A 22,340-nucleotide genomic window follows, 5' to 3' on the forward strand; every position below is an offset into this window, starting at 1 on the left:
ACTAATTAACTGATTCAGAGATCAAAGTCATCGTCGCGTAAGGTGCCAACTCGACGCTTCCGAAGCGATGGGCATCGTTGACTAAATCGCGCCATTCACCTTCAAGTTCCACCGCTTGCTTAGTTCTGGTAAAATTAAATACAAAGCGAAAGACACGTCCTGCAGCGCCTTTTCTATCCTGAATCACAACACCCGCAGGTAGCGCCTCTGCCCGAACCTTTAACTTCGCAGCCATTAAAACGTCACGGTAGAAGCGAATCAAGCCCTGGCCGTCTAGACGGGCACCGACATAGAATGCAGTTCCAGTTCCGAATGCGTTCTTGGTGCAAACTGGACGATTCTGGTAAAAGTCTTGATTATACACAGCAATTCCATGTGCAGACTCTGCATGGATGAGTTCTGCAAAGTCAGTCACAATGCTTTGATCCTGTTCAGAACCTTGGTTGAACATAGCAGTGTTACTCTCTTCTTCGAAAAGGTAATCAATTTCCTCATTCCAAACACCAAACACCGATCTCAGTCCAGCCCCGGGAAGCCCCCCGTTCCATACACGATTATTCGGATCCACATAAGCAGTCAAATAGGTACCCACCACAACACCGCCAGCTTCGACGTACGAACTCACTTTAGCCGCAGTGTCTGCGTCAATCAAATAGAGCGAAGGCAGGATAAGACAACGATAGTCTGACCAATCTTGATCCTTAAAGGTAATATCTGCATTCACACCCATGCGCGCCAATGCGTTATAATGTTCACGAGCTGTTTGGGTATGCACATCGTCGGCTTTCGGATATTCCAGTCTCGGAGCCTTCGGACCGACAGATGCCCGAATCGCCCATTTAGACTCCCAATCATATACAATAGCCACAGGCGACTTTTCGCGAGGGACACCAGAAATATCTGCACAGCTCTCAAGCGCTCGTCCCACTTCACAACATTCGGCAAATACACGTGTTTGCCCCGAACCATCATGGTCAATAACTGCACCATGAAACTTCTCACAACCACCTCTTCCTTTACGCCACTGGAAATAATGAACCGCATCGGCTCCATGAGCCAGGTACTGCATCGCTTCGGAAAAATGAACACCAGGCCGCTTTAATTTATTCACCTGCCACCAATTAACCGAGCTCGGCGAGCATTCCATCTGAATCCAAGACTGCCCTTTTGCCATTCCTCGCATGAGAGCATTCACAAACTCAGTGCGCATGCTAACCTGCCACGAATTTTCCCGATCATCGTGCAAGGGGTAGCGATCATTCGAAACAAGATCGAGCACTTTTGACCATTGATAGTAGTTATTTGTATCAAAGGTACTCATGAAATTGGTCGTACAAGGAATCTCGGGAGTCAGTTCACGCAGTGGAACCATTTCGTTCTCAAGTGTCGAAACATGTAAATCATTCACAAATCGACGCCAATCCAAAACCATACCATCAACACTTTGATCGAAGGGCGTGATTTGCTCCCATTCAGTTACACTATGATTCCAAAAAGCAGCCCACCATGCGGCATTCAAAGCATCCAGAGAACCGTATTTACGCTGCAGCCACACTCGAAATTCAGTCAAACATGATTCACAAAAGCACTCGCCACTAATTTCATTATTTACATGCCACAACATCAAAGCCGGATGCCCTGCATAACGTTTCGCTAGCTCACGATTAATCGCCTGAGATTTCTGACGAAACAGCTGCGAACTGGGACAATGATTATGTCGCTCACCACTCGGCTCGCGCACCCCCTGCCGGTCCACTCGGCGGATCTCTGGATTCGCCTCAGAAAGCCACAATGGCTTTGCCGCAGTAGGCGTCGCTAGAAAAACACCAATACCAGCTTGATGCAAGCGATCCATAGCGTCATCAAGCCACTCAAAATGATACACACCATCCTCGGACTCATAGGAAGTCCAAGCAAAGACGCCAAGTGTCATTGTCGTGCAGCCCGCCTCCTTCATTAGCTCGATATCGCGCGTTAAAATATCAGGACGATCCAACCATTGGTCCGGGTTGTAATCAGCTCCATACAAGGGCTGATTTTTATGTTTAAAAATGTTTAGCATACCAAGTGATTCAGGGTAAATATTGAGCACAATTCGGATTTAAACTTCACCTCTGCGCGCTTCGAGCTCTTCACGAATCTCGGTAATCTGTGCTTCGGTTAACTTATAATAACGAAGCAAGAAGTAAGCGATAACGAAAAAGACTGCTGGAATTACCGCGAACATTAATCGCAAAGCTAAAATAGCACCATCATCTTGATCGGCTCCCAATGCTTGATTAAATCCGGAGACACTTAGTAACACCCCCGCAAGTAAGGCAGTGAAAGCTGAAACCCCTTTATTGATGTATCCAAATGCGGACCCAAAAGCCCCCTCTCTCCGCAAGCCACACTTCATCTCATCGTAATCAACTACATCAGCCTTAATCGAACTAATCATCAACGCGACTCCTGAACCCGAAACCGTCAAAAGAATAACCGGAATGAACTGAAGCCAAGGCAAAGTCACACTGTAACAAAAATACTTTAGAATCGACCCAGTAATGCCCATAATAAAGCATACATTCATCATTTGACGTTTACCGATTTTCTCAGAAATACGTGCCAATGGTTGAATGGAAAAGAATGAAATGAATGCGCCGATGGTACCACCAATCGCCACATACGAAGCTGCCATTTTCGTATCCCCTCCGAAGATATAGTATGTATTTACATAAATCCCTAAATGATGAACGAGTGCATTCCCCATATTACTAATAACGAAAACGATAAGTACAATCATCGCCTGATCATTAGTGAAAACACCTCTGATCGACTCCCAGAAGCCGACTTTCTTTTGTGTTTTAGCCACCTTAAAATATGGCTCCTGTGTCTTAAAGGCAGTCACGATCCCGAATAAAGCCAATATTGCACATAGCCCAATCGAAACGTAACGCACGCCAACCAGTGCACTTTCAAAGATGTCCAGTTGAGTCAGTCGATAAGCCCAGGCTGCTATGATATTCGCACCAACCATCCCAATCATCGTCCGTATCGCGACCACCTTCGTTCGTTCATTATAATCCGGAGTCATCTCACTTCCAAGTGCCCAATATGGAACCGAGTAGATGGTATATGCCGTCAAAAACAATATCGACGTCACAGAATAAAAGACAAATTGCTGCTGCTCAGTCCAAGCTGGATCCACGAAGAAGATCAACGGAAACAGAATCATACACAGCAACGAACCAACAAATAAGTAAGGTCGTCTCCGGCCAAACCGGCTGCGCGTATTATCCGAGATGACCCCTGCCGCAGGATCGCTGACCGTATCCCAGATTCTCCCAAACATGATGGCCAAGCCGAGCAATGTCGGATCGACCCCCAATTCAATATTATAAATCGGGAACGTAAGCGCCATCAACATTTGAGCCCCCGAAAATGCCAGCAACGCACCAAGACCATAATAGATCTTCTGCGCAAAGGCTAAGGGCGCACGAGGTGCACGCGGCTGACTAGATTCTGGCGCGAAGCCAGCAGTGGGATCAGATTTCATAGTAGGGGCAATATTTTATGAATAAACGAGCAGATCATTCCGCATAGCAGCGAACTTCGTAAATAGCGGCAACAGCATCACCATTAGTTGCTTCCACCACAACTCGCATACGATCCGTCGAGACAGCAGCTGGCAAGCGATGTTTTCGCTGCCGTTGATAATTTCCCTGAATTGTAATAACGGGCTCCCAACGACTACCATTCCAGGTTTCAATACGATAGTCTTTCGGACATTGCGCATCATGAAATAAAGCAGGTGTCGCATGATACTCACGTAATAAATGCCCTGGGAAAGTCAGCTCCACACACGCGATCGAAACAGGCTCCTGCTCCCACTTGAGCTCGACACTTTGCGGCAACTCCTCATCAGGTGATGAGCGCCAAATGTGTGTTTTATCAGCCGGACGCGTCATACCACTAATGACATTCGCTGCTGGATACGCTGCTTGTGCTGGATGCACGCGAAATGACATCGAATATCCGCCGCCGAAACGACGTAACTTATCTGCACTCATGGCAAAGGCAGACACCTGCCCCACTTCTAATGCGGGACTAGCATGCCAACGAATGTATGGATGCTGGGACAAGGTCAGTCGAACAAAACCCTCTGCCGGCAAACCGGACTCCAGATCTAAATCCACGGGACAAACCACCCACAGCTTTTCACCGACTGGAACTTCGAGGATTCCAGCACGCAGTTCTGTCTCGGTGTTTGTTCGATAGTCCCAAATCCCATTGACAGCTTGCAGACTAAATTCAACCTGCTGAACTGTATCGGAATCATTCGAAAGACAAACCTCTACTGTATCCAAACGTTCACTTCCAACAGCAATCCATTGACATCGATCGTGTGTCAATGTTTCTGAGAACTCAGAACTTGGCCCACGCATGAGACCATTGGAAACGAACTCTGAGTCCGGTCCAACTCCAACACTGAGTGCTTCACTACTCGCACTCACGCTTGCCTTTCGAGCTAGGTCCTGTTCGTCACAACTGCAATAATTAGGCAAAAAGCAGCCATCACGAAGCATATCCTGTTGCACTTGCTGAATTCGATTCTCGACAACGTCTACTAGGCTGACCTGCTCCTTAATCGATCTAGCGGCAGCGGTGCCACACGCTTGACCGAGCAAGGCAGTTGTCGCCATAACCCGAACAGTTCCAAGCGCCGCGTGAGTGACCGAGACATTTCGACCGGCCATCATTAAATTATCAACGTCCTTAGACAAACAGATGTTGAGAGGCACCCCGTAAGGTCCGACATAGCTCTTCGCCATGTACTCCGTATCCACCGCATAGCCCTCCGCGCTATTGGCCTCACTTGAATCAGCGAGCAACCCACCTGGAGTATGCAAATCTACAAACCAACCACCATAGGCAACTTCATCTGGAAAAACCGTTTTATTCTGTACGTCATGCTCAGTCATCAAATAACGCCCCATCACACGACGGCTTTCCCGCTTACCTGGGACCTGCCCGATCCAATCGAGTGCATAATTCGCTGCAATGTCCTTCCACTTTGGATCTTTATTCTTCAACCAATCCCAAATACCTAAGCAATGCCTAGTCAGCTCGTGACGAATATCCTCCGACTCGTTAATGGTATGCCAAGGCACACCAATTTCTATCCACCAATAACCAGAATCAACACCATGCGGAGCACGTCCTTGCTCATAAAAATAACTAGGATCATCATGCTTAACTGCCCAGTCGGGTGCTTGAAATGGAACAGGCCGCCCCATATCCTTAGCCTTAAAGTGAATAGAGCTCCCCATGGTATCCCCCGAGGTGGCGTCAGGTGCATGCAACTCACCGTAGTGCTCTTTACTCTCCGTTCCCATTCGCCACTCACACCCCGCACGATCCGCAACAAATGCATCTCCGGTGCAATCCATAAAAATGGCTCCTTCAATTCTCAGCACTTGCTCTGCATTCGCCACCACGGCCTCAACAGCCTTAATTCGACGGCTGGAATTAATCGCTTTACGATGGCTGTATCCATTCAATATCTCTGGCATGGCACGCTCTGAATCAATATCAGAACCTCGACTCCCGTCCTCCATAATCACCTCCGTAATCGAAGTGTTTACGTGAAACGTGAGGTTCTCGGTAGACATGGCCATGTCATAAAGAACCATATCCCAAACACTATTCGTCCAACCATTTTCACTAATCGGCTCATGGTTACGTGCACGCTCTTCAATCAACGCCTCGGAAATAATACCAGTTTCGCGCGAATAGGCGTGAAAATTAGCCGCGCCATGTGGAGTCACTCGAATCTCAGATGAACTATTGCCGCCAAGAACAGGGCGATCCTGAATGAGACAAACTTTACTCCCTCGTCTCGCTGCAGCGACTGCGGCGGAAAATCCCGCAAGTCCACCACCACAAACAACTACATCATAAATAGAGCGTATCTTTTTCATAAATATCTTTTTCTAAAGTTATCAAACAATGTTTAGATCAACAAATACATAGGGTTCGTTTGCTGATTCGATTTCGACTGATTGAGTCTCTCGAAATAGGCTCGCAAGCATATTCAACCAAATGGACCGTGGCGTTAACTTTTTAAGGACAGATGACAAGTTATCCGCAAGTTATTCGAAATAAGATCAGAATAGCTCTTAGAAATGAAGTATTGCCAAAGCATTATGAGAAGCCGCACTACTCCAACACCATCAATTCGATTTTCGGACAAGTTTTAGACAGCCAATGACTAATAAAGTGAATCGTATTGAATTCGACACTCGTGTTAATTAGGCAAAAACCAACACCGGAAGTGCCCTATGAATACACCCCAAAACCTACTGATATTAATCATCACGTTATTGTTATGTTTAAGCCCATGTTTAAGCGAAGCCGATCAACCAGATGCTAAAAAGAATGTGCTATTTGTTATTGTCGATGATCTTCGTCCGGTGCTCGGAAGCTATGGTGACCCCATCGCAGAGACACCAGCGATGGATCGCCTGGCAAAAAGCTCTATGCGTTTTGACAACGCCTATTGCCAAGTGGCGATGTGCGGTCCCAGTCGCGCCAGTTTAATCAGTGGTCTGCGCCCAACAACGACCGGCTACGTCAAGCACGGCAAGTCACTAAACCATTACATTCCTGACGATTATACCACACTTCCAAAGCAGTTCACTCACAGTGGATACATTACCAAACCAATTGGTAAGATTCACCACAACCACTCGGGAGACTCTCGCCCTGGCGACTGGACGGAAGCGTGGTATAACGGACAGGTCAATAATGCCCTATCTCCTTACCGCGTATATGCCGATCCAGCTAATATTGAAAAAAACAAAACAACTAGAGGTGAACTAATCGAAATCAAAGATGCTGACGATAGTCAGTATGGGACTTACGCACTGGCCGAAGACGCTATTAATAGCATCCAACTATATGAGAAGGATGCACGTCCTTTCTTCATCGCACTAGGATTCTATCGGCCTCACGTTCCTTGGATTGCTCCACAGCACTATTACGATCTCTATAATACGGAAGAAAAGAACCGCTTAATCGACCAGACCTATTTAACTAAACCGAATGGAAAACCATTCGACGCTAAAACTGAACTTCCCAAAGGGGTTGGTATCTATGCCGACAACTACATGAATCAAAAGCAGTATGAAGGAACGCCTGAGGGCGGTTGCGACGGCCTCGACATGGAAGGCGCTCGCCATTGGATTCGCGCTTACTATGCAAGCGTCAGTCTAGTCGATGCTCAGCTAGGTCGTGTAATTGATTACCTCGAAGCTAATGACCTGATGAAGGAAACAATCATCGTCGTCACATCAGACCACGGCTACCACCTTGCAGACCATGGAAACATTTGGGCAAAGCAGACTGCATTCCGAGACGCTGCAAGAATCCCGCTTCTGATACATGCTCCAGAATTAACCCATCAGCACTCCGCGACCGATGCACCCGTTGAGTTAATTGACATTTACCCGACTCTCGTCGACCTAGCAGGAATTGAGCCCCCGGCCCAACCCAACGGGCTTCGCCTCGAGGGTAAAAGCTTACGCCCTCTACTCGAGCAACCCAATGCTCCATGGAAGGAGGCCGCATTTCACATCTGGCTGAGTCCAGTAGGCAGTAAATATTATCTAGAATCCTCAATGACAACCCGGCGCTATCGTTACTCGGAGGCATGGACAGTGAATGGGAAAGGCAATGACATTATGGGCAGCTTTGGAGTCGATGCTAGCGATCCCGACCTCTACTTGGAAGACGCTCCTTACAACCGCGAATTATACGATCACTGGGAAGATCCCAAGGAACATAGAAACCTGATTCACAATTTATCAAACGCACCCGAAAACGCAGCTCTCAATAGCTTAGTCGACGCGTATCACCACACATTAAACAAACATCATGGCTGGAAAGCTTACCACTTAAATTTCGACCTCTAAGCAAGCTCCGTACACGATGATCAACAAAAGAAAATCATATACAAAATCCCTAAGAGCATTAGTGGCACTCTCTTTATTAACCGTGTTGCATCTGACGTTTCCTAGTATAACCAAAGGGGCGGACTCTCCGGGCAAACTGATCTTCGAAGACAATTTCACAAATGTCCCAGCAACTCGGCATAGCAATTTAAGCGGCTGGGTGAATGCGCGTCAATCCGGCATACTGGCGCCTATCGACACGGAAACAAATCATCAAAGTGCCAATTCCTGGCGCACGATGATTAATGCGAATGGCAACCCAGGCTTAGGACTCTATGTAGGAAGCAATCGTAGTGGAGAAGTTAAATACGAATCTATAGTGACCTATAATTACGACTGGAGCCAATACAGTTCCGGTAAAATAAGTTTCGAATTAATACTCGGAAATATCAGCCCAGAGACCGAAGTAATTATTTCTTTCGGCAACGAATGGTCGGAGCGCAACGATCTCTCAGCAGGCTACAACTTCATACTAACCGGAGCCAGCACCAAGGTAAAATTTTCAAGTAACATATATTCGTCCGAAGCAAATCTTCCTAAAAACATAGCCGATGGCAGTCGAATAAAAATCGAACTAACAAACCAGAGAAATATCAACATCTGGGTCGATGACCAGCGAGTCATGAATAACCAACCAGCACAAATCGATGAAAATTTCATACAAATCGCAGCACGAAGTCCAGCTCTTGATCGTAAACTCAGACGTGCTAGCATTCGAACTTTCACAGTGCGCATAGCTGATTAGGCCCTTCGCTTAAAAATACTAGAAATAGCCATCAGTTGTGCTATGAGGTGAGTTCCAAGCAATTTCAATAGTCACACTCAACTCACGGGTATGACGAACGACCCAATTCATCGCTAAGGCATCCCAATTTTTGCCATATTTTTGGTCGATAACAATTGGATCGTCGAGTGGAAATGGGCCTCGAATCTCCTCACGACTAAGTTCGAACCAACGCGTCATAACAGATTGTTCAGCTCCGTATCGCTCGCGTTCTTTAGCAGGCAGGTAATAGAAAAAAACTTCATAGCCCTTCACGTGTTTCACAAAGCACTCCTGACTCAACACCATCATATTGATCTGCTAACCGATGCGAAAGAGATCACGCGCTCCCCGAAAAAGGTGGATTAAACACAAACCACGCCTCTGACGAGTCGACAACAAAGTGATAGCTCATTATTGTCCCATCAAGAACTCCATTTTCAGTTTGTTGCCAAGATTCCCCTAATCACTATGTGCGTCACGACAAAACAGAATCATTTAACGAAGCAAACGACAACTGTAACTTCCATAGCGTGGCTGCAAGCTCTGCCGTAAAGCGGTCAACAGCTATCGCGTGCTCGTCGCTTGATAAGCTTGCCAATTTTGCCAGGCGAAAAGTCCCATAAAGACTGACAGTAAAATCGTGCCGAGAAAGAAATACCCAGCCACCCCGATCAAGACAGCGACTATCACACTCAACAAATGTACATATCTCTGCTTTCTGGGGCCGAGTATGGCGGCCATCATCTGCCCACCATCCATAGGATAAATAGGCAAACAATTTAAAATCGACCAAACGATACTAACCCAAATTAAATCGCGTAAAAATGGACCGAAGAGCGAGCCTTCGGGTGTCGCAATCGAACGGGATAAAAAAATGAGAGCCACTCCCAGCGAAAATTGCAAGGCAGGGCCAGCCGCGGTCACAATAAAAGACTGTTTACGATTTAAACGCCCAGCTGGATACGCAGCAAAACCACCAAAAGACTGCAACGTGATCGAAGTTGGCAAACCGTATTTACGAATCGTCAAAGCGTGGCCTAACTCATGAATCAGGATCGACAAAAATGCTGCGAATATAAATACTAAAACCAATAGTATGTCCAAAGAGTTGGACGCATGCAAGCCACCACCAATGAAGGCCATCGTCAACCAGAACCATGGTTCCACTCGGACGGGTATACCCAGAATTGTAAAATGTATCATTATTTTATTCGTAAATACGGCGCCCCTCGAGAGCGCTGCGTAAGGTGACCGAATCAGCGTATGTAACCCCACCCCCACTGGGCAAACCGAAGCCAATACGAGACACTTTAATCAAGCGTTCTTGAACCAGCTCCTCTTGGATGTAATGACATGTCGCCTGCCCCTCAATATCATTGGAAAGCGCGAGCACGAGTTCATTAATTTCACCAGACTGAATCCGATGCTGAAGACTTTGAAAATTCAACTGCTCAGGCCCCACTCCATGGATCGGAGAGAGTTTACCATGCAAAACGTGGTATTGGGATTTCCACGCACTCGAACGCTCTATGGCAATTAAATCAGGCACGTGCTCGACAACGCAGATCGTGCCAACATCTCGATTCGCATCATCACAAATTGCACAGAGCTCACTTTCGGCCATGTTGCCACAGTTCTGACAGCGACGAACCGCGTCACGTGCCCCTCTCATGGCTTGCAATAAGTCAGCCATCGCGTCCGGTTGCTCCACTAATAGGTGCATGGCCACACGCTCAGCCGAGCGGTACCCCAAGCCAGGCAAGCGCTTCAGTTGCTGAAGCAACGAATCGTATGCAGGTGTCATAAATTCATAAGCGCAGCTTGAGCAGCAGAATTGAGTCCAAAAACACTCCGCCTCCCACCGCCAACTACATCAGCCCGGGAAAGCCTCCCATACCGCCGGTAACGGCGCCCAAAGCCTCCTCACTGGTTTCCTTGGCTTTGGCTGCGGCCTCCTGCACAGCAGAAAGTAGCGTCTCTTCTACAAATTCCGCATCTTCCTTCAGGAACTCGGGATCTATTTTAAAGCTTTGAAACTCTCCCTGACCATTGATCTTAATACTGATCGCGCCACCGCCACTGGAGACTTCAAGAATCTGCTCTGACAATTGAGCCTGAACGGCCTCCATTTGCTTCTGCATTTTTTGCGCTTGTTTAAGTAGTTTACCGACTCCTGCCATAATATGTTTCCTCTAAATAATAAAGTGATTCAAAAAAGTGAAGCGGCAGTGTCCAGAAAGTACAGGCATCGAGTCAAGCCGATAGCAGCAATCCATAGATTATCCTGGATACTCCGAGAAAATATAACGCCTTAAATTTTCCGCCTCCATTTCATTGACCTGCAATAACCAACGCGTGACATCACCAATTGAGATCATACCAACCAATGCCCCATCATCGATGACTGGCAAATGTCGCACCCGCTTATCCGTCATTAATTGCATGGCATCCTCGACCGAAGTTTGGGAATCAATAGTCTGAAAGCGCTCGGTCATCACTTCCCGCACCAAAGTTGTATCAGGATCACGCCCCGCAGCAACGATACGGGTCAATACGTCACGCTCAGTAAAGATACCACAAACGACCTCCCCTCGGCTCACAAGAACCGAACCAATACGGTGACGATTCATTTCAGCCACAGCTTGCTGCACCGTAACTGCTTCAGTCACACAGTAGATCGAAGGGCTTTTCTCACCCAATAGAATGGAAACAGATACTTTATTTAGGGGCATCCGTGATATTGTATCAATATTCCCCGATCTGGCAACTCCGCTTCAGCATTTTGCCAAGTGAAAAATTTAGTTCGACAGCAATGGCTACCTTACAATCAATACAGCGCATGAATTTATCCATAGGAGTCGACATCGGAGGAACCAATTCTTGCGTCGGAGTAGTCAGACCTGACGGCGTTGTCTCCGAACGCACACAATTTCGTACAAACGAATATGACAATGGCACTGCATATGCGAATCGACTGGCCGTGGCCGTTAGAGAAGTCATGCAGCTTGCCACAGCAAACACCAACGAGCCAGTAACATGGCTGGGCTTGGGGGTCGGCGCTCCCAACGGAAACTACTTAAGCGGCTGCATTGAAGAGCCTCCAAATCTGCGTTTTAAAGGCACGACGCCATTGGTAGAGCTGCTGAATGAACGCCTAGAGCTCCCCCGAATTGCGCTCACCAACGACGCGAATGCAGCTGCAATCGGGGAAAAAATATTCGGAGCCGCCAAGGAATACCGCGATTTCATTATGATCACACTGGGCACAGGTCTGGGAAGCGGCATATTCGTCAACAATCAGCTCGTTTATGGGCACGACGGCTTCGCCGGCGAACTCGGTCACATCAGCGTCATTCCGGATGGCCGCTACTGCGGCTTCGGGCGCCGCGGAAGCTTAGAGAATTACTGCTCCGCCACAGGAATACGTCGCACTTATTTCGAAATGATCGCCCAACGCGGTGGAAGCACCTCACTCGACGACAAACCCCTCGGTGCCATCACTGCCAAGGACATCGCCGACGCCGCCGATGCGGGGGATGAAATCGCAAAAGCCACCATGGATTTTACCGGACGCCTGTTGGGCGAAGCACTCGCCTCCACTGCACTGGTCACCAGTCCCGCTGCCTTTTTCCTGTTTGGAGGTCCTGTGCAAGCTGGAGAAATATTACTCGAGCCTACGCGCCGCTCTTTCGAAAAACATCTCATTCCTCCTTTTAAAAATAAAATCAAAATCATCGAATCTGCGCTGCCAATGGGAGATGCCGCAATAATTGGAGCCGCGGCACTCATCACACCGGAAAATAAAAAGACGTCGCCCAATCTCTTGAGCGACGTCCTTTAACAAACAACAAACTAAACAGTTAACACCAATTTATATAGATATAGACGCACAACCCCCACTGGCGTTCAATAATTGTGGATAAATTTCAAAAAAATAATCAGCGCGCGCCACAAAAACAATCCATCTGACTGAATTGCAAATGCTTAACGAAGATTTCAGCCCCGCCGAAGACACACTGACACAGGCCGAAAAGCTGGAAAAATATTCTGGCGAAGTTGATTGGAGCTATCTCCGCCCCCACTTTGAGGCCGGTAATATGATTTATGTCGATCCTTGCCTCGACTTAAAAACAGCTGGGCTCGCCTTTTCTGAAGACAAGCAGGCGCAAGTACAAAAATGGCTCCGCTGTGGCGATCTGGTGCAACCCTGCGACCTACATGCAGCACACTGGCAAAAAGAGAAAACGCAATTCCGAGCCATGATTGTGCGTCCTTTTATTTTAGCGCAGCCCATGCAGTAAACATACGCAGCTAAAATGGAAGCAAACCGCGACAGAACGGAGTTCTTTAAGATTTTCTTTATCTATCTTCGACTGGGCTGTCTTTCCTTTGGAGGTCCGGTCGCCCATTTGGGCTATTTCAAAAACGAATTTGTGACACGTCTCCGATGGCTGGATAGCGCCAGCTATGCCGAGCTACTCACACTCTGCCAGTTCGTCCCTGGGCCCTCTAGCAGTCAACTAGGCTTTGCGATCGGTTGGCATCGGGGCGGACTCGCCGGCGCATGCGCAGCTTGGTTGGGATTTACCCTGCCCTCAGCAGTAATGATGATTGGCTTCGCTTATGGACTCTTTGCCCTGGGAACTGCCGTGGAACCGCTAAGCCATGGCTTACTCATTGCAGCGGTCGCAGTGGTGGCCCATGCAACACTAGGTCTAGGTCAAAAGCTCTGCCCGGACCTCCCGCGCATAGCCATTGCAATACTTGCAGCAGCAATCGCCTTAAACTACTCCAACAATCTAAGCCCAATCGCTGCGATAATAATAGGTGCTCTCATAGCACAAAAACTCAAGCCAAAGATAGAGCCCACACAGCCATCCCTTTCGACCGGCCCCAAAGCCACTCCCAAAGCAATCATACTAGCTGCACTCATATTATATGCACTCTTACTGCTACTGAGTTTGCTGATTGAGCCCAGCACCCCGGGTGCGATTTACGCACTCCACTACCGAGCAGGGCACTCGTCTTCGGCGGTGGCCATGTTGTGCTTCCATTACTCAACGATAGCATTGTTGCAGGCGGTTTAGTCACAGAAGAAAACTTCCTAGCCGGCTATAGCGCTGCACAAGCACTGCCTGGCCCTCTGTTCGCGCTGTCCGGCTTCCTTGGCACAATAGGCGCGGCGAACAGTCCAGCAGCAATGGGGGGCATACTCGCTCTCATTGCAATCTTCTTGCCCGGTTTACTACTATTGGTAGGCCTACTCCCCTTTTGGGGCAAACTACGCTCATTGCAGTGGGCACAGTCAGCGCTCCATGGAGCCGGCGCCACCGTAGTCGGCTTACTCCTGGCCGCACTCATTCACCCAGTCTGGACGCACGGCATCCAAAGCTGGAGTGACTTCGCGATCGCATTGCTCGCCTTTTTAGCCCTTTACAAGTATAACTTTCCCGCATGGGCAGTTGTGATTGGCAGTGGAATTGCAGGCTATATTTTTTATTAAAAACAAAATTCTACCCTTGTACTATTAGGCCGAGCTTCCATCGTCGGAAACATGCCGACAACTCAAGCCACACCTCGCAGCAGTAACCTCATCAAACAAGGCGCATTCTGGACCGCCAAACAACGTGACGGGCACTCGATTCACGAAATTTCTTACCGCGCCTGCTACAAGCCGCAACTGCCCGCCTACTTCATCCAGCGCTACGCGGAGCCGGGACAATTGATTTACGACCCATTCATGGGGCGCGGCACCACTTTAATCGAAGCCAAATTGCTCGGGCACAATGTCATCGGCAACGACGTCAATCCGCTCAGCACTATCCTTACGGCTCCGCGCCTGTGCGAACAAAGCTTAGAACAAATCGCGTACCGCATTGAGGGCATTGAGCTCCCCAAAATGGAGATTGAGGACGAGGACTTACTCGTTTTCTTCGAATACAAGACCCTGCGCGAGCTCTACGGCTGGCGCCGCTATTTCAAAGCGCGTCACCAAGCAGGCACCTTCGACGCGATCGACGCATGGCTACAGATGGTCGCCTGCAACCGTCTAACAGGACACTCCAAGGGCTTTTTCTCCGTCTACACGCTACCACCCAATCAAGCGACCACGCTCAACGCTCAGCGCAAGATCAACACCAAGCGCGAGCAGAAGCCAGAGTATCGCAATACCAAGGAGCTGATGCTGAAGAAATCCAAGAGCCTCTTGCGACACGCACTGCCCGAGAATTACAACAGCACCTCCTCCACCCTACTCTGTCGCTCAGCCGATGCCACGCCGGAGATCCAAGACGAATCGGTGCAACTCATTGTGACTTCGCCGCCCTTCTTGGACATCGTCAATTACGTAGGCGACAACTGGCTACGCAACTGGTTCTGCCAATGCGAACCCGAGCCCGGCAAACTATGGCAGCTGCGCAAGCTGGAAGACTGGACCGAGAAAATGACGGCCTCGCTGCAAGAAATGAGCCGCGTGCTAAAGCCCCAAGGACGTATTGCACTGGAGGTGGGTGAAGTGCGCAAAGGCAAGCTCAAGCTGGAAGAACAGATCATACTCGCCGGCCAAGCGGCGGGCCTGAAAGTGGAATACACGCTCATCAATAGCCAGAGCTTCACCAAGACTGCCAACTGCTGGGGCGTGCGCAACAACACCCGCGGCACCAACAGCAACCGCATCGTCGTCTTTAAGAAATAAAAAAGCGCGACTCCCGCATGGGAGTCGCGCTTGAAATCAATGACTCAGGCTCGAATCAGTCACTAGAGACGGCACTCGCCGCAGCACCATCGACTATAATTCGAATAAAGCGAGTCGGTGACGTGCCCACAGTTTGCTCATCCTGAACAGTCACATTGGCCGCATAGCCTTGATCCAACACGCTGACCACATTGTCAGCATCGATCAGACCTCCATCACCTGTCAGTGAAGCGGGTCCGGTTAGATCCGTATAGCCGGTCGAATTGGTCACATTGATGGTCAGCAAGTCGACTTGATTTGTGGTAAAGGCGACATCATCCGCAGCCTGCACCACATAGGTTAAGTCTGTGGCGCGGGTCACAATATCAAAGCTGATACTGAGATACTCATCTCCCTCAATCTCAACCACACCATAGCTACCGGGGAATTGATCGCCCGCAGTATCACCAGAAGATGGAGAGCGGTTGAAGGCATACGCCAACAAATTCTCAGAATCTGCAGTCGAATAACCAGGATAGAGAAGCTCCCATGTAGTTGCATCCATACTTGAGAATGCTCTGGTAATTCCGAACGCCCCGTCGACTTCGCTGGTATTCATATCTGTTAAATATGAATCGGAATCCAAAATCTCCTGAATATTGAGAATCCACCATGGATATTCCACCGGCGCCACCGACCCCGTGGCTTCATTTACAATTTCGGATTGCGTAAGAGCACTGGTGGAATCAATGACGACTTCAATAAACCAGAGATAATCTGCAAAACTGTAATCATCCTCAATAATTTGAAGCAAGCGTGCCTCGCTTGGGAGCGCTAATTCAAGGTCAATCGCGACGCTACTCCCGCTGGGGTTTGCCTCACTGCGACCTGCCATGAATTCCTCTACAGTGAACGTACCAAGAGTCAATGTAGGGTCTACAGCATCCACAAAATCCTGGAATGGAGTCAGACTTGCGTCCGCCGAAGCCACATCCTCTCGTTTAATGCCGCGCAGATTAATCTGCGTCGTCCACTCATCCGAGCTTTTAACATTTCCAAGACCGATGTTCTGAATATCAAACTTCATTCGAAGCTCGCCCTCCGTATAATAGAGCAAGCCCTCATTTAGATCGACTGCCATCTCTAGCCCGTCTGAAGGATCCAAATGGTAAATATTATTAGTCACATCGACAATCTCTAACACCGTATCAGCGCCAGCAGACGTGCTCATGGGGTTAGCGATCCGCAAGGCGGGCAAACGTGAAATGACAACATCACGCGCGCCTGAAATCACCACATTATTTAATTCGCTGAACTCCGCGACTTCGTCATTTGAATCGATACGAGCCATCAAATGATAAGAGCCGGCAGGAATCGAATCTCCCAATTGTATCGGACCGATGAAACGGATTAAGTTGCCAGAAAGTAAATCACCTTCGACTTCACTGAAGGTCCCCAGGATAATATCGTCTTCATCCCCATAGACTTCATTCACCGATAAGCGCACCTCAATATCAGCAACTGTAAACGCAGTGGCCGTAACATCGGAGCCTTGGTTCTTCGCCTCGACTACAATGTCGAGATATTCCGTTCCGAGCAACTGCTCCGGAGCCCCCGCAATACCCGCTACGTCGAGCACATACTCGCCTGCAGTATAATCAAGCGCAGTGACCACTAGATCGGGTTGATCATTGGTTTCCACCCGGACATTGTCAACCACGGCAAAGTCACCCACAGTCGCCGCCCCTTTAGAATAGCGCCATTCAATGGTCCCACCACTCGGAACGAGCACTGCAGGATCCACTTCGTAGAGCGCGACCTCCCCGGAAATGGCATATTGCACATCTTCATATACATAAGGCAGACCATTCACGTAAACAGCGAGCACGTTCAGATCACTGCCACTGGACACAGCCCAATCAAAGCGCACAAGGCTGGAATCTGCCACCGTCAGGCTGAATGCCGCCTGCTCTCCAAGCTGCAGGTCCGGGCTTTGTGCCCCCTCTGCTTGCTCGAAAGTCTGATCGTCTGCACTATCAGCACTTCCAACATCAGAACGGCCAAACCAATCGGCATCGTTATCTTCACTCTGCTCAAAACTACCCAGTGGCAGCGCGGATAGGCCGTCGTCCAATGCATCTTGCAAACTAATGCCATCCACCACATAGGAAGCGGCCGCCGTGTAAAAGAGATTATTCTCTTCACCATCAACACCCGAACCATCGGAATCTAAATCTTGCTCTTCAATGTCATTATTCGAATCAATGCGCACAGCTAGATAATAATTCCCGACCGCGAGGCCATAGGGCATAGTGCCAGAGAAGTCGATCTGCGGAAGGCCCGCACCACTGGCCACATCTGCAGCCAGTGTGACCGTTCCATCACCTAACTCCACAACAGAAGAGGAACCAAAGAGCTGTTCATCGTTACTACGTGCAATGTAGAGCACATAATCGAAGCTAGAACCTGCGCTCAGAATGCCGTCACCAATATTAACTAAATCAAGCTGTAAATTAACAGCATCCCCGACCTCATAACCGGCCGCATCGAAGCCACTCACACTAGAGCCGCTGCCGGTGATATCAGGTCGCCCAAGCTGGATGGAGGCTTCGTCTGTCGAGACAGTGTTATCCAACTCATTGGACTCAGAGATTTGGCCATCGGTAGGATCTGCCGCCGACCAATCAACATACGCAGCGAAGTAATAATACTCGGATTCATAGTCGGCAGTCAGCGGTAGCGTGAGCGGACCGTGTGTGCTCTGATTATAGACTCGAGTTTCTCCCGCTCCGATGCCAGCGGCATCACTCAAAGTGAGCAAGCCAACCGCAGCAGTGCTGGTCCAATTCGCTTCCGGCAAGAGGCGGACTTCGACGTCAAACTCGGCGCCTGGCTCAATGGCATCTCCATCATTAATAACCTCGATGGACCATGTATTGATACTATCTCCAGCCTGGTAGGTTAAACTACCATCCACTGTAATACCGGTCATCTGCAAATTAGGCAGCTCCGTGATCGTCAACTGATCCACCCAACCACGGTCTTCACCAGCGGAACCTTCATCGTCCTTAATGTAAGACCAAGTCAAAGTCTGGTCCCCAGCTGGGAGCGTCAACTCAACTCGTTGCCATACAGTATCCTCATTACCAAAGATATCAGGTATACCATCGAGCGTTTCTCCATTCACTTCAAAACGCAGCACGTCGCGTTGGACTGAACCCGCCACTTCTTCGTTTTGTGAACTTACTTTCCACCAGAACGACACGCGAATGCCAGTGCTGGGGCTGATATCCACACTGAAGCTGGAAGTCTCATTATTACCAACGATCACATTGGTCACGGCATCTACATCGTCAAAAGTTTCACTGGTCTGTCCGACCCATGGAATGCTGTCGGAATTATACGGCGCAACTTCATCATTAGTCACAGTCAGAGACAAGTCGGAGATCTGTGTCGCACTCAAATCAAGGCCGTCTACAATCGTTAACTCGCTCAGGATGAAATTATTCTCAGAGAGTTTATAAGTGTTATTGTCCTCATCCAACTCAGCAATGCTGTCTTCGCTGTCGACGTAAACACCGAGGAATAAGCGCTCCCCGATGTATCCTTCACTCACAAGATTGTCCCGAAAATCAATTTCGCCGGGATTCACTTGACGCGAGTTCGCAGCCTCATCGACCGATGACAAATTATTCTCATAGGTGTAGTCCAGCAGTGAGTAATCAGTCTCCGGATCGATCGACTCATCCTTCGAGAATAATGCCGCCACACCAAAGTCTTCGTAAACGCCAGCGAGGCCCTCATTCGCAATGGTGAAACTAAGTGACATCGAATTCGGATTCACGTAGCCCGATGCAGGATCTGTCACGTAATAGAATGATGGCGTCGAAGAGATGGAAGTCACCTGTAAGTCGGCAAGGGAGACAATCTCTACAATCGCGCTATCGGAGATAAACAAATTGTTATCTTCCCCCGGGAATGCGTCTCCAGCACCGACCAGGTCTGTAAACTCATCCAATTGGCCCGAGCCTGCACTGGCCCCTGGTAAAATAGCACCACTGGCGTCAGTATAGTCATCGATGTAGCCAATCACATAATACGCTCCCGGATCGATCTCTGTATCCAGTTCGATCGAAAGCGCATTCACGGCAGGATCACCTTCCTCAATCGGCTTGGTAACCGTCACTTGGCGAAGCAAAATATCATCTGCAGTGAGAGGGTCGCTATCAGGGCGATCAAAAATCGAGTCTTTCGACAGGTAAATCGAGATCACATACTGATCGCTGCTTGTCGTAGAAACACCTTGGTTACGACTATTCACAGTCAGGTCCAAACGATCGCTCATCAGCGTGTAGCTGCCCGCATCGTCTCCCGTCAGATAAATGTCATCAATCACCAAGTCTGGCTCATCGATTTCAACAAATTGTAAGTTGTCCACGTATACGGCATCGCCGGTGGCTTCGACTCCTTGTTCGAAGACCCATTCGGCTCGCCCACTGGCAGGCACCACGCGGGCCACACCATCAATCCAACCACCCGTGTTGCCGGAAATCTCATTATCCGTGCCCCCTGTTGTGCCGTTCACAACTTGGAAATAGGCGCGATTCTCAGAACTACTGGTTTGCGAATTCCAATCGAAGGTAATCGCCACAGGCGTGGAAAAGGAAGTGCTGAAAGTAGCGCTCTCCCCAACATCCAAGGAGGGGCTTTGCACCGAATCCACCCCGTCATTCGAGACAAAAGATTGGCCAAACCACTCACCATCTCCAGAGGTGCTGAAAACAAGTGCCGAGCCATCTTGATCAATGGCCTCCTTAATCGTCAGCCCAGACACCTCAATCAGAGTCGCAGAATAGGCAGTATTATTCGCCTCACCGTCTACCTGAGTGACTAGATCATTATCATCAGTAATTTCTTCCTGCTCGATGACGTCTTCATTCACGTCCAAAGTGGCCGCGACATAAAAATAACCTGCAGGCATTCTCGGAACGCTATAACTAAAAGATAGCGTCGGTGTAATGCTCTGGCCAGGCAACAAATCGACGCTCAGTGCAACAGGCTCCTCACTTTCGAGCTCGATTATCTCTGAATTATCATCACTGCGCTCAGGAGTGAGAAAGAGGCGCAGGTCAAATTCCGTGCCTGCGGGCAGTGTGCCATTCCCCGAATTCTCGATATCCAACTCGATATCGATTGTATCTGTTGTATTGGGATCGTAGACACCATCGCCAGGTGTATTGACCACTAGCAGGCCACCACTCGGCACTGTTAGGTCAGGCGAGAAATCAAAACTACTATCTGTAGCTACGGTATTATTATCTTCGTTGGTTTCATCCACCAGATCGGGCTCCGAAGCATCCGCTTTCGCCACAAAATAGTAATTACCTTGATTGACGTTCGCAGGTATGTCGAGCGTCAGGCTGACAGAAATACTATCGCCTGAAGCAATATCTTCTATAACGGTAATTTCATTGGCGCCGCCTGAAAAAGTCAAAGCGGTGCCGTTCTCGAACTCAGTCGTGGTATTCAAAACCACAGCCACGTTAAAATCGCGCTCGATCAAGCCTGTGCCCTCATTGGTCAAAGTGAGGGTCGCGGTAACAGTCGAGCCCGGCGTTGGTGAAGTCGTGCTCAAGCTAAGTGAGGTCGCCACCAGATCTGCGATGCCCAATTGAGTCGTCTCAAAATAATCCTGACCAGAGCCCTGATTGGAGCCATTGGCCAATTGCCCCGAAGTGTTCAAGCCCGCGGTCAAAAGAAAGCCGTCACTGCGAATAATCGCCGAGAAATCTTCTCCTGCACCCACCGCGAGAAATTCTGCGTCAGCATCCAACTCGACAGGTTCAGTTTTATATATGTTAGAAAAATTAAAACTCCCTTGATCGTTATACAAGGGCAAGCCCAGTTGACCATTTGGATCATTCAAGCCCCAACCCCAAAGACTACCGTCTGACTTTAAAGCGAGCGTATGCGTGCCACTCTTAGACACCGAAACCCAACCAGTGCCATTACCGACACGTCCGGGTGTTTTTTGAAGCGTTTGACCATTGCCAAGAAACCCGTCTGCTCCCCAAACCCAGAGCTGGCCAGTTTGCGATGCAGAATCCCGAATCGCGTAAGTCACAGAATCACCGGCATACAACGCCGTCCAACCATCCTTCGAACCGACTTGCGTCGGCAGAACTGGCCCGATCGGAAAACTACCATTCACAAGAATACCCAATGCATAACCAGCATTGCTATCACGCCCCCCAGTGCCCCAGGTCCACAAAGTACCATCGCTACGGATCGCATGGACGTGTGCGCTGCCCGCAGAAATGGCTTGGAAATAGCCCCCAGTATGAAGTCTAGGCGAGTCCTCAATGTCGATCGATGGATCATTTGCAATCGGTCCATAGCCCAGCTGGCCAAAAGAGTTGTCACCCCAAGTATATAGGAAGCCATCTTCACGTAAGCCGACGGAAAAGTCCTGACCAGCTGCGACTTGCTTCCAGTTCGTTGCCGAACCGATTTGCACCGGTTCCACACGATCAATCTGGCTGCCATCACCCAACTGACCGCGGTCATTTTTTCCCCATGCCCACAGCGAACCATCGGTGCGAATGGCCAAGATGTGAGCCACTTCAGCCGAGGTGCGACTGACGGCGACCGACTTCCAAGATTCAGCTGGTAAAATTTGCTCAATTTCTCCGCTGCCTCCTTCAATGGCTCCCCAGACGAAGAGATTTCCATACTCGTCAATCATCGCACCATAATCGTCCCCCATGGAGAGTTCATAATTCTGCGCGTATGCAGAAAAAGGAAGCAGCGCAAGTATCAAGATGCCAAGAAAAGCACGATATGGCACTGCGATAACGCTAATCATATTCTTAATCAAATTCATGTGAGCCTTTCTTGGGGTCAAAAATGT

General features: G+C 49.0%; 16 protein-coding genes. 7 read left to right on the forward strand and 9 right to left on the reverse strand.

The genetic code is table 11. The features are described from left to right. Position 1: 1 nt before the first annotated feature. Genes QEH59_RS01215 through QEH59_RS01225 form a run of 3 tightly spaced genes read right to left on the reverse strand, consistent with a single transcriptional unit; the run spans position 2 to position 5,960 of the window. The gene (locus tag QEH59_RS01215) at positions 2-2,062 is read right to left on the reverse strand and encodes a beta-galactosidase (protein ID WP_308983536.1); all 2,061 of its coding nucleotides are present in this window, start codon (positions 2,060-2,062) and stop codon (positions 2-4) included. Between the two features lie 39 nt (positions 2,063-2,101). After that, on the reverse strand, positions 2,102-3,535 hold the full coding sequence (locus tag QEH59_RS01220) for an MFS transporter (protein ID WP_308983537.1): 1,434 nt from the start codon (positions 3,533-3,535) through the stop codon (positions 2,102-2,104). Positions 3,536-3,569: 34 nt separating this feature from the next. After that, the gene (locus tag QEH59_RS01225; protein ID WP_308983538.1) at positions 3,570-5,960 is read right to left on the reverse strand and encodes an FAD-dependent oxidoreductase; all 2,391 of its coding nucleotides are present in this window, start codon (positions 5,958-5,960) and stop codon (positions 3,570-3,572) included. Between the two features lie 360 nt (positions 5,961-6,320). Here QEH59_RS01225 and QEH59_RS01230 point away from each other — a divergent pair, with 360 nt between their 5' ends. Beyond that, positions 6,321-7,952, forward strand: coding sequence for a sulfatase (locus tag QEH59_RS01230; protein WP_308983539.1), 1,632 nt, complete (start codon positions 6,321-6,323; stop codon positions 7,950-7,952). A 16-nt stretch (positions 7,953-7,968) separates the two neighbouring features. Beyond that, the gene (locus QEH59_RS01235; RefSeq protein WP_308983540.1) at positions 7,969-8,736 is read left to right on the forward strand and encodes a hypothetical protein; all 768 of its coding nucleotides are present in this window, start codon (positions 7,969-7,971) and stop codon (positions 8,734-8,736) included. An 18-nt stretch (positions 8,737-8,754) separates the two neighbouring features. On the opposite strand, the gene QEH59_RS01240 is transcribed toward QEH59_RS01235, so the two are convergent. The 5 genes from QEH59_RS01240 to QEH59_RS01260 form a co-directional block, all read right to left on the reverse strand. Next, complete coding sequence (locus QEH59_RS01240; RefSeq protein WP_308983541.1) at positions 8,755-9,039, reverse strand: hypothetical protein; 285 nt, start codon at positions 9,037-9,039, stop codon at positions 8,755-8,757. Between the two features lie 282 nt (positions 9,040-9,321). Continuing rightward, the gene (locus QEH59_RS01245) at positions 9,322-9,960 is read right to left on the reverse strand and encodes a metalloprotease (protein ID WP_308983542.1); all 639 of its coding nucleotides are present in this window, start codon (positions 9,958-9,960) and stop codon (positions 9,322-9,324) included. Positions 9,961-9,964: 4 nt separating this feature from the next. After that, a complete protein-coding gene (gene recR, locus QEH59_RS01250) occupies positions 9,965-10,561 on the reverse strand; it encodes a recombination mediator RecR (protein WP_308983543.1) in 597 nt (198 codons plus the stop codon). Between the two features lie 64 nt (positions 10,562-10,625). Beyond that, positions 10,626-10,937 (reverse strand): YbaB/EbfC family nucleoid-associated protein, encoded by a 312-nt coding sequence (locus QEH59_RS01255; protein WP_308983544.1) that lies wholly within the window; start codon positions 10,935-10,937, stop codon positions 10,626-10,628. Positions 10,938-11,036: 99 nt separating this feature from the next. After that, complete coding sequence (locus tag QEH59_RS01260; RefSeq protein ID WP_308983545.1) at positions 11,037-11,489, reverse strand: CBS domain-containing protein; 453 nt, start codon at positions 11,487-11,489, stop codon at positions 11,037-11,039. A gap of 107 nt (positions 11,490-11,596) precedes the next feature. On the opposite strand from QEH59_RS01260, the gene QEH59_RS01265 reads away from it, so the two are divergent. The 5 genes from QEH59_RS01265 (at position 11,597) to QEH59_RS01285 (ending at position 15,451) form a co-directional block, all read left to right on the forward strand. Beyond that, positions 11,597-12,598, forward strand: a complete 1,002-nt coding sequence (locus tag QEH59_RS01265) for an ROK family protein (protein ID WP_308983546.1) — start codon at positions 11,597-11,599, stop codon at positions 12,596-12,598. A gap of 139 nt (positions 12,599-12,737) precedes the next feature. Further along, the gene (locus QEH59_RS01270; protein WP_308983547.1) at positions 12,738-13,058 is read left to right on the forward strand and encodes a DUF2288 domain-containing protein; all 321 of its coding nucleotides are present in this window, start codon (positions 12,738-12,740) and stop codon (positions 13,056-13,058) included. A gap of 15 nt (positions 13,059-13,073) precedes the next feature. Further along, on the forward strand, positions 13,074-13,844 hold the full coding sequence (locus QEH59_RS01275; RefSeq protein WP_308983548.1) for a chromate transporter: 771 nt from the start codon (positions 13,074-13,076) through the stop codon (positions 13,842-13,844). Next, positions 13,802-14,260, forward strand: coding sequence for a chromate transporter (locus QEH59_RS01280; protein ID WP_308983549.1), 459 nt, complete (start codon positions 13,802-13,804; stop codon positions 14,258-14,260). The genes QEH59_RS01275 and QEH59_RS01280 overlap by 43 nt, the downstream gene beginning before the upstream one ends. Positions 14,261-14,311: 51 nt before the next feature. Next, positions 14,312-15,451 (forward strand): DNA methyltransferase, encoded by a 1,140-nt coding sequence (locus QEH59_RS01285; protein ID WP_308983550.1) that lies wholly within the window; start codon positions 14,312-14,314, stop codon positions 15,449-15,451. 55 nt (positions 15,452-15,506) lie between these two features. On the opposite strand, the gene QEH59_RS01290 is transcribed toward QEH59_RS01285, so the two are convergent. Then, complete coding sequence (locus tag QEH59_RS01290) at positions 15,507-22,295, reverse strand: CARDB domain-containing protein (RefSeq protein ID WP_308983551.1); 6,789 nt, start codon at positions 22,293-22,295, stop codon at positions 15,507-15,509. Positions 22,296-22,340: the final 45 nt, after the last annotated feature.

Origin of the sequence: Thalassobacterium sedimentorum, assembly GCF_031127905.1 — a bacterium.
In the GTDB taxonomy this organism is placed as follows: Bacteria; Verrucomicrobiota; Verrucomicrobiia; order Opitutales; family Coraliomargaritaceae; genus Thalassobacterium; species Thalassobacterium sedimentorum.

Bases quoted from the DNA above. Each gene is read 5' to 3' on its own strand.
- QEH59_RS01215 (WP_308983536.1), bottom strand. From the start codon at position 2,062: ATGCTAAACATTTTTAAACATAAAAATCAGCCCTTGTATGGAGCTGAT.
- QEH59_RS01220 (WP_308983537.1), bottom strand. From the start codon at position 3,535: ATGAAATCTGATCCCACTGCTGGCTTCGCGCCAGAATCTAGTCAGCCG.
- QEH59_RS01225 (WP_308983538.1), bottom strand. From the start codon at position 5,960: ATGAAAAAGATACGCTCTATTTATGATGTAGTTGTTTGTGGTGGTGGA.
- QEH59_RS01230 (WP_308983539.1), top strand. From the start codon at position 6,321: ATGAATACACCCCAAAACCTACTGATATTAATCATCACGTTATTGTTA.
- QEH59_RS01235 (WP_308983540.1), top strand. From the start codon at position 7,969: ATGATCAACAAAAGAAAATCATATACAAAATCCCTAAGAGCATTAGTG.
- QEH59_RS01245 (WP_308983542.1), bottom strand. From the start codon at position 9,960: ATGATACATTTTACAATTCTGGGTATACCCGTCCGAGTGGAACCATGG.
- recR (WP_308983543.1), bottom strand. From the start codon at position 10,561: ATGACACCTGCATACGATTCGTTGCTTCAGCAACTGAAGCGCTTGCCT.
- QEH59_RS01255 (WP_308983544.1), bottom strand. From the start codon at position 10,937: ATGGCAGGAGTCGGTAAACTACTTAAACAAGCGCAAAAAATGCAGAAG.
- QEH59_RS01260 (WP_308983545.1), bottom strand. From the start codon at position 11,489: ATGCCCCTAAATAAAGTATCTGTTTCCATTCTATTGGGTGAGAAAAGC.
- QEH59_RS01265 (WP_308983546.1), top strand. From the start codon at position 11,597: ATGAATTTATCCATAGGAGTCGACATCGGAGGAACCAATTCTTGCGTC.
- QEH59_RS01270 (WP_308983547.1), top strand. From the start codon at position 12,738: ATGCTTAACGAAGATTTCAGCCCCGCCGAAGACACACTGACACAGGCC.
- QEH59_RS01275 (WP_308983548.1), top strand. From the start codon at position 13,074: ATGGAAGCAAACCGCGACAGAACGGAGTTCTTTAAGATTTTCTTTATC.
- QEH59_RS01285 (WP_308983550.1), top strand. From the start codon at position 14,312: ATGCCGACAACTCAAGCCACACCTCGCAGCAGTAACCTCATCAAACAA.
- QEH59_RS01290 (WP_308983551.1), bottom strand. From the start codon at position 22,295: ATGATTAGCGTTATCGCAGTGCCATATCGTGCTTTTCTTGGCATCTTG.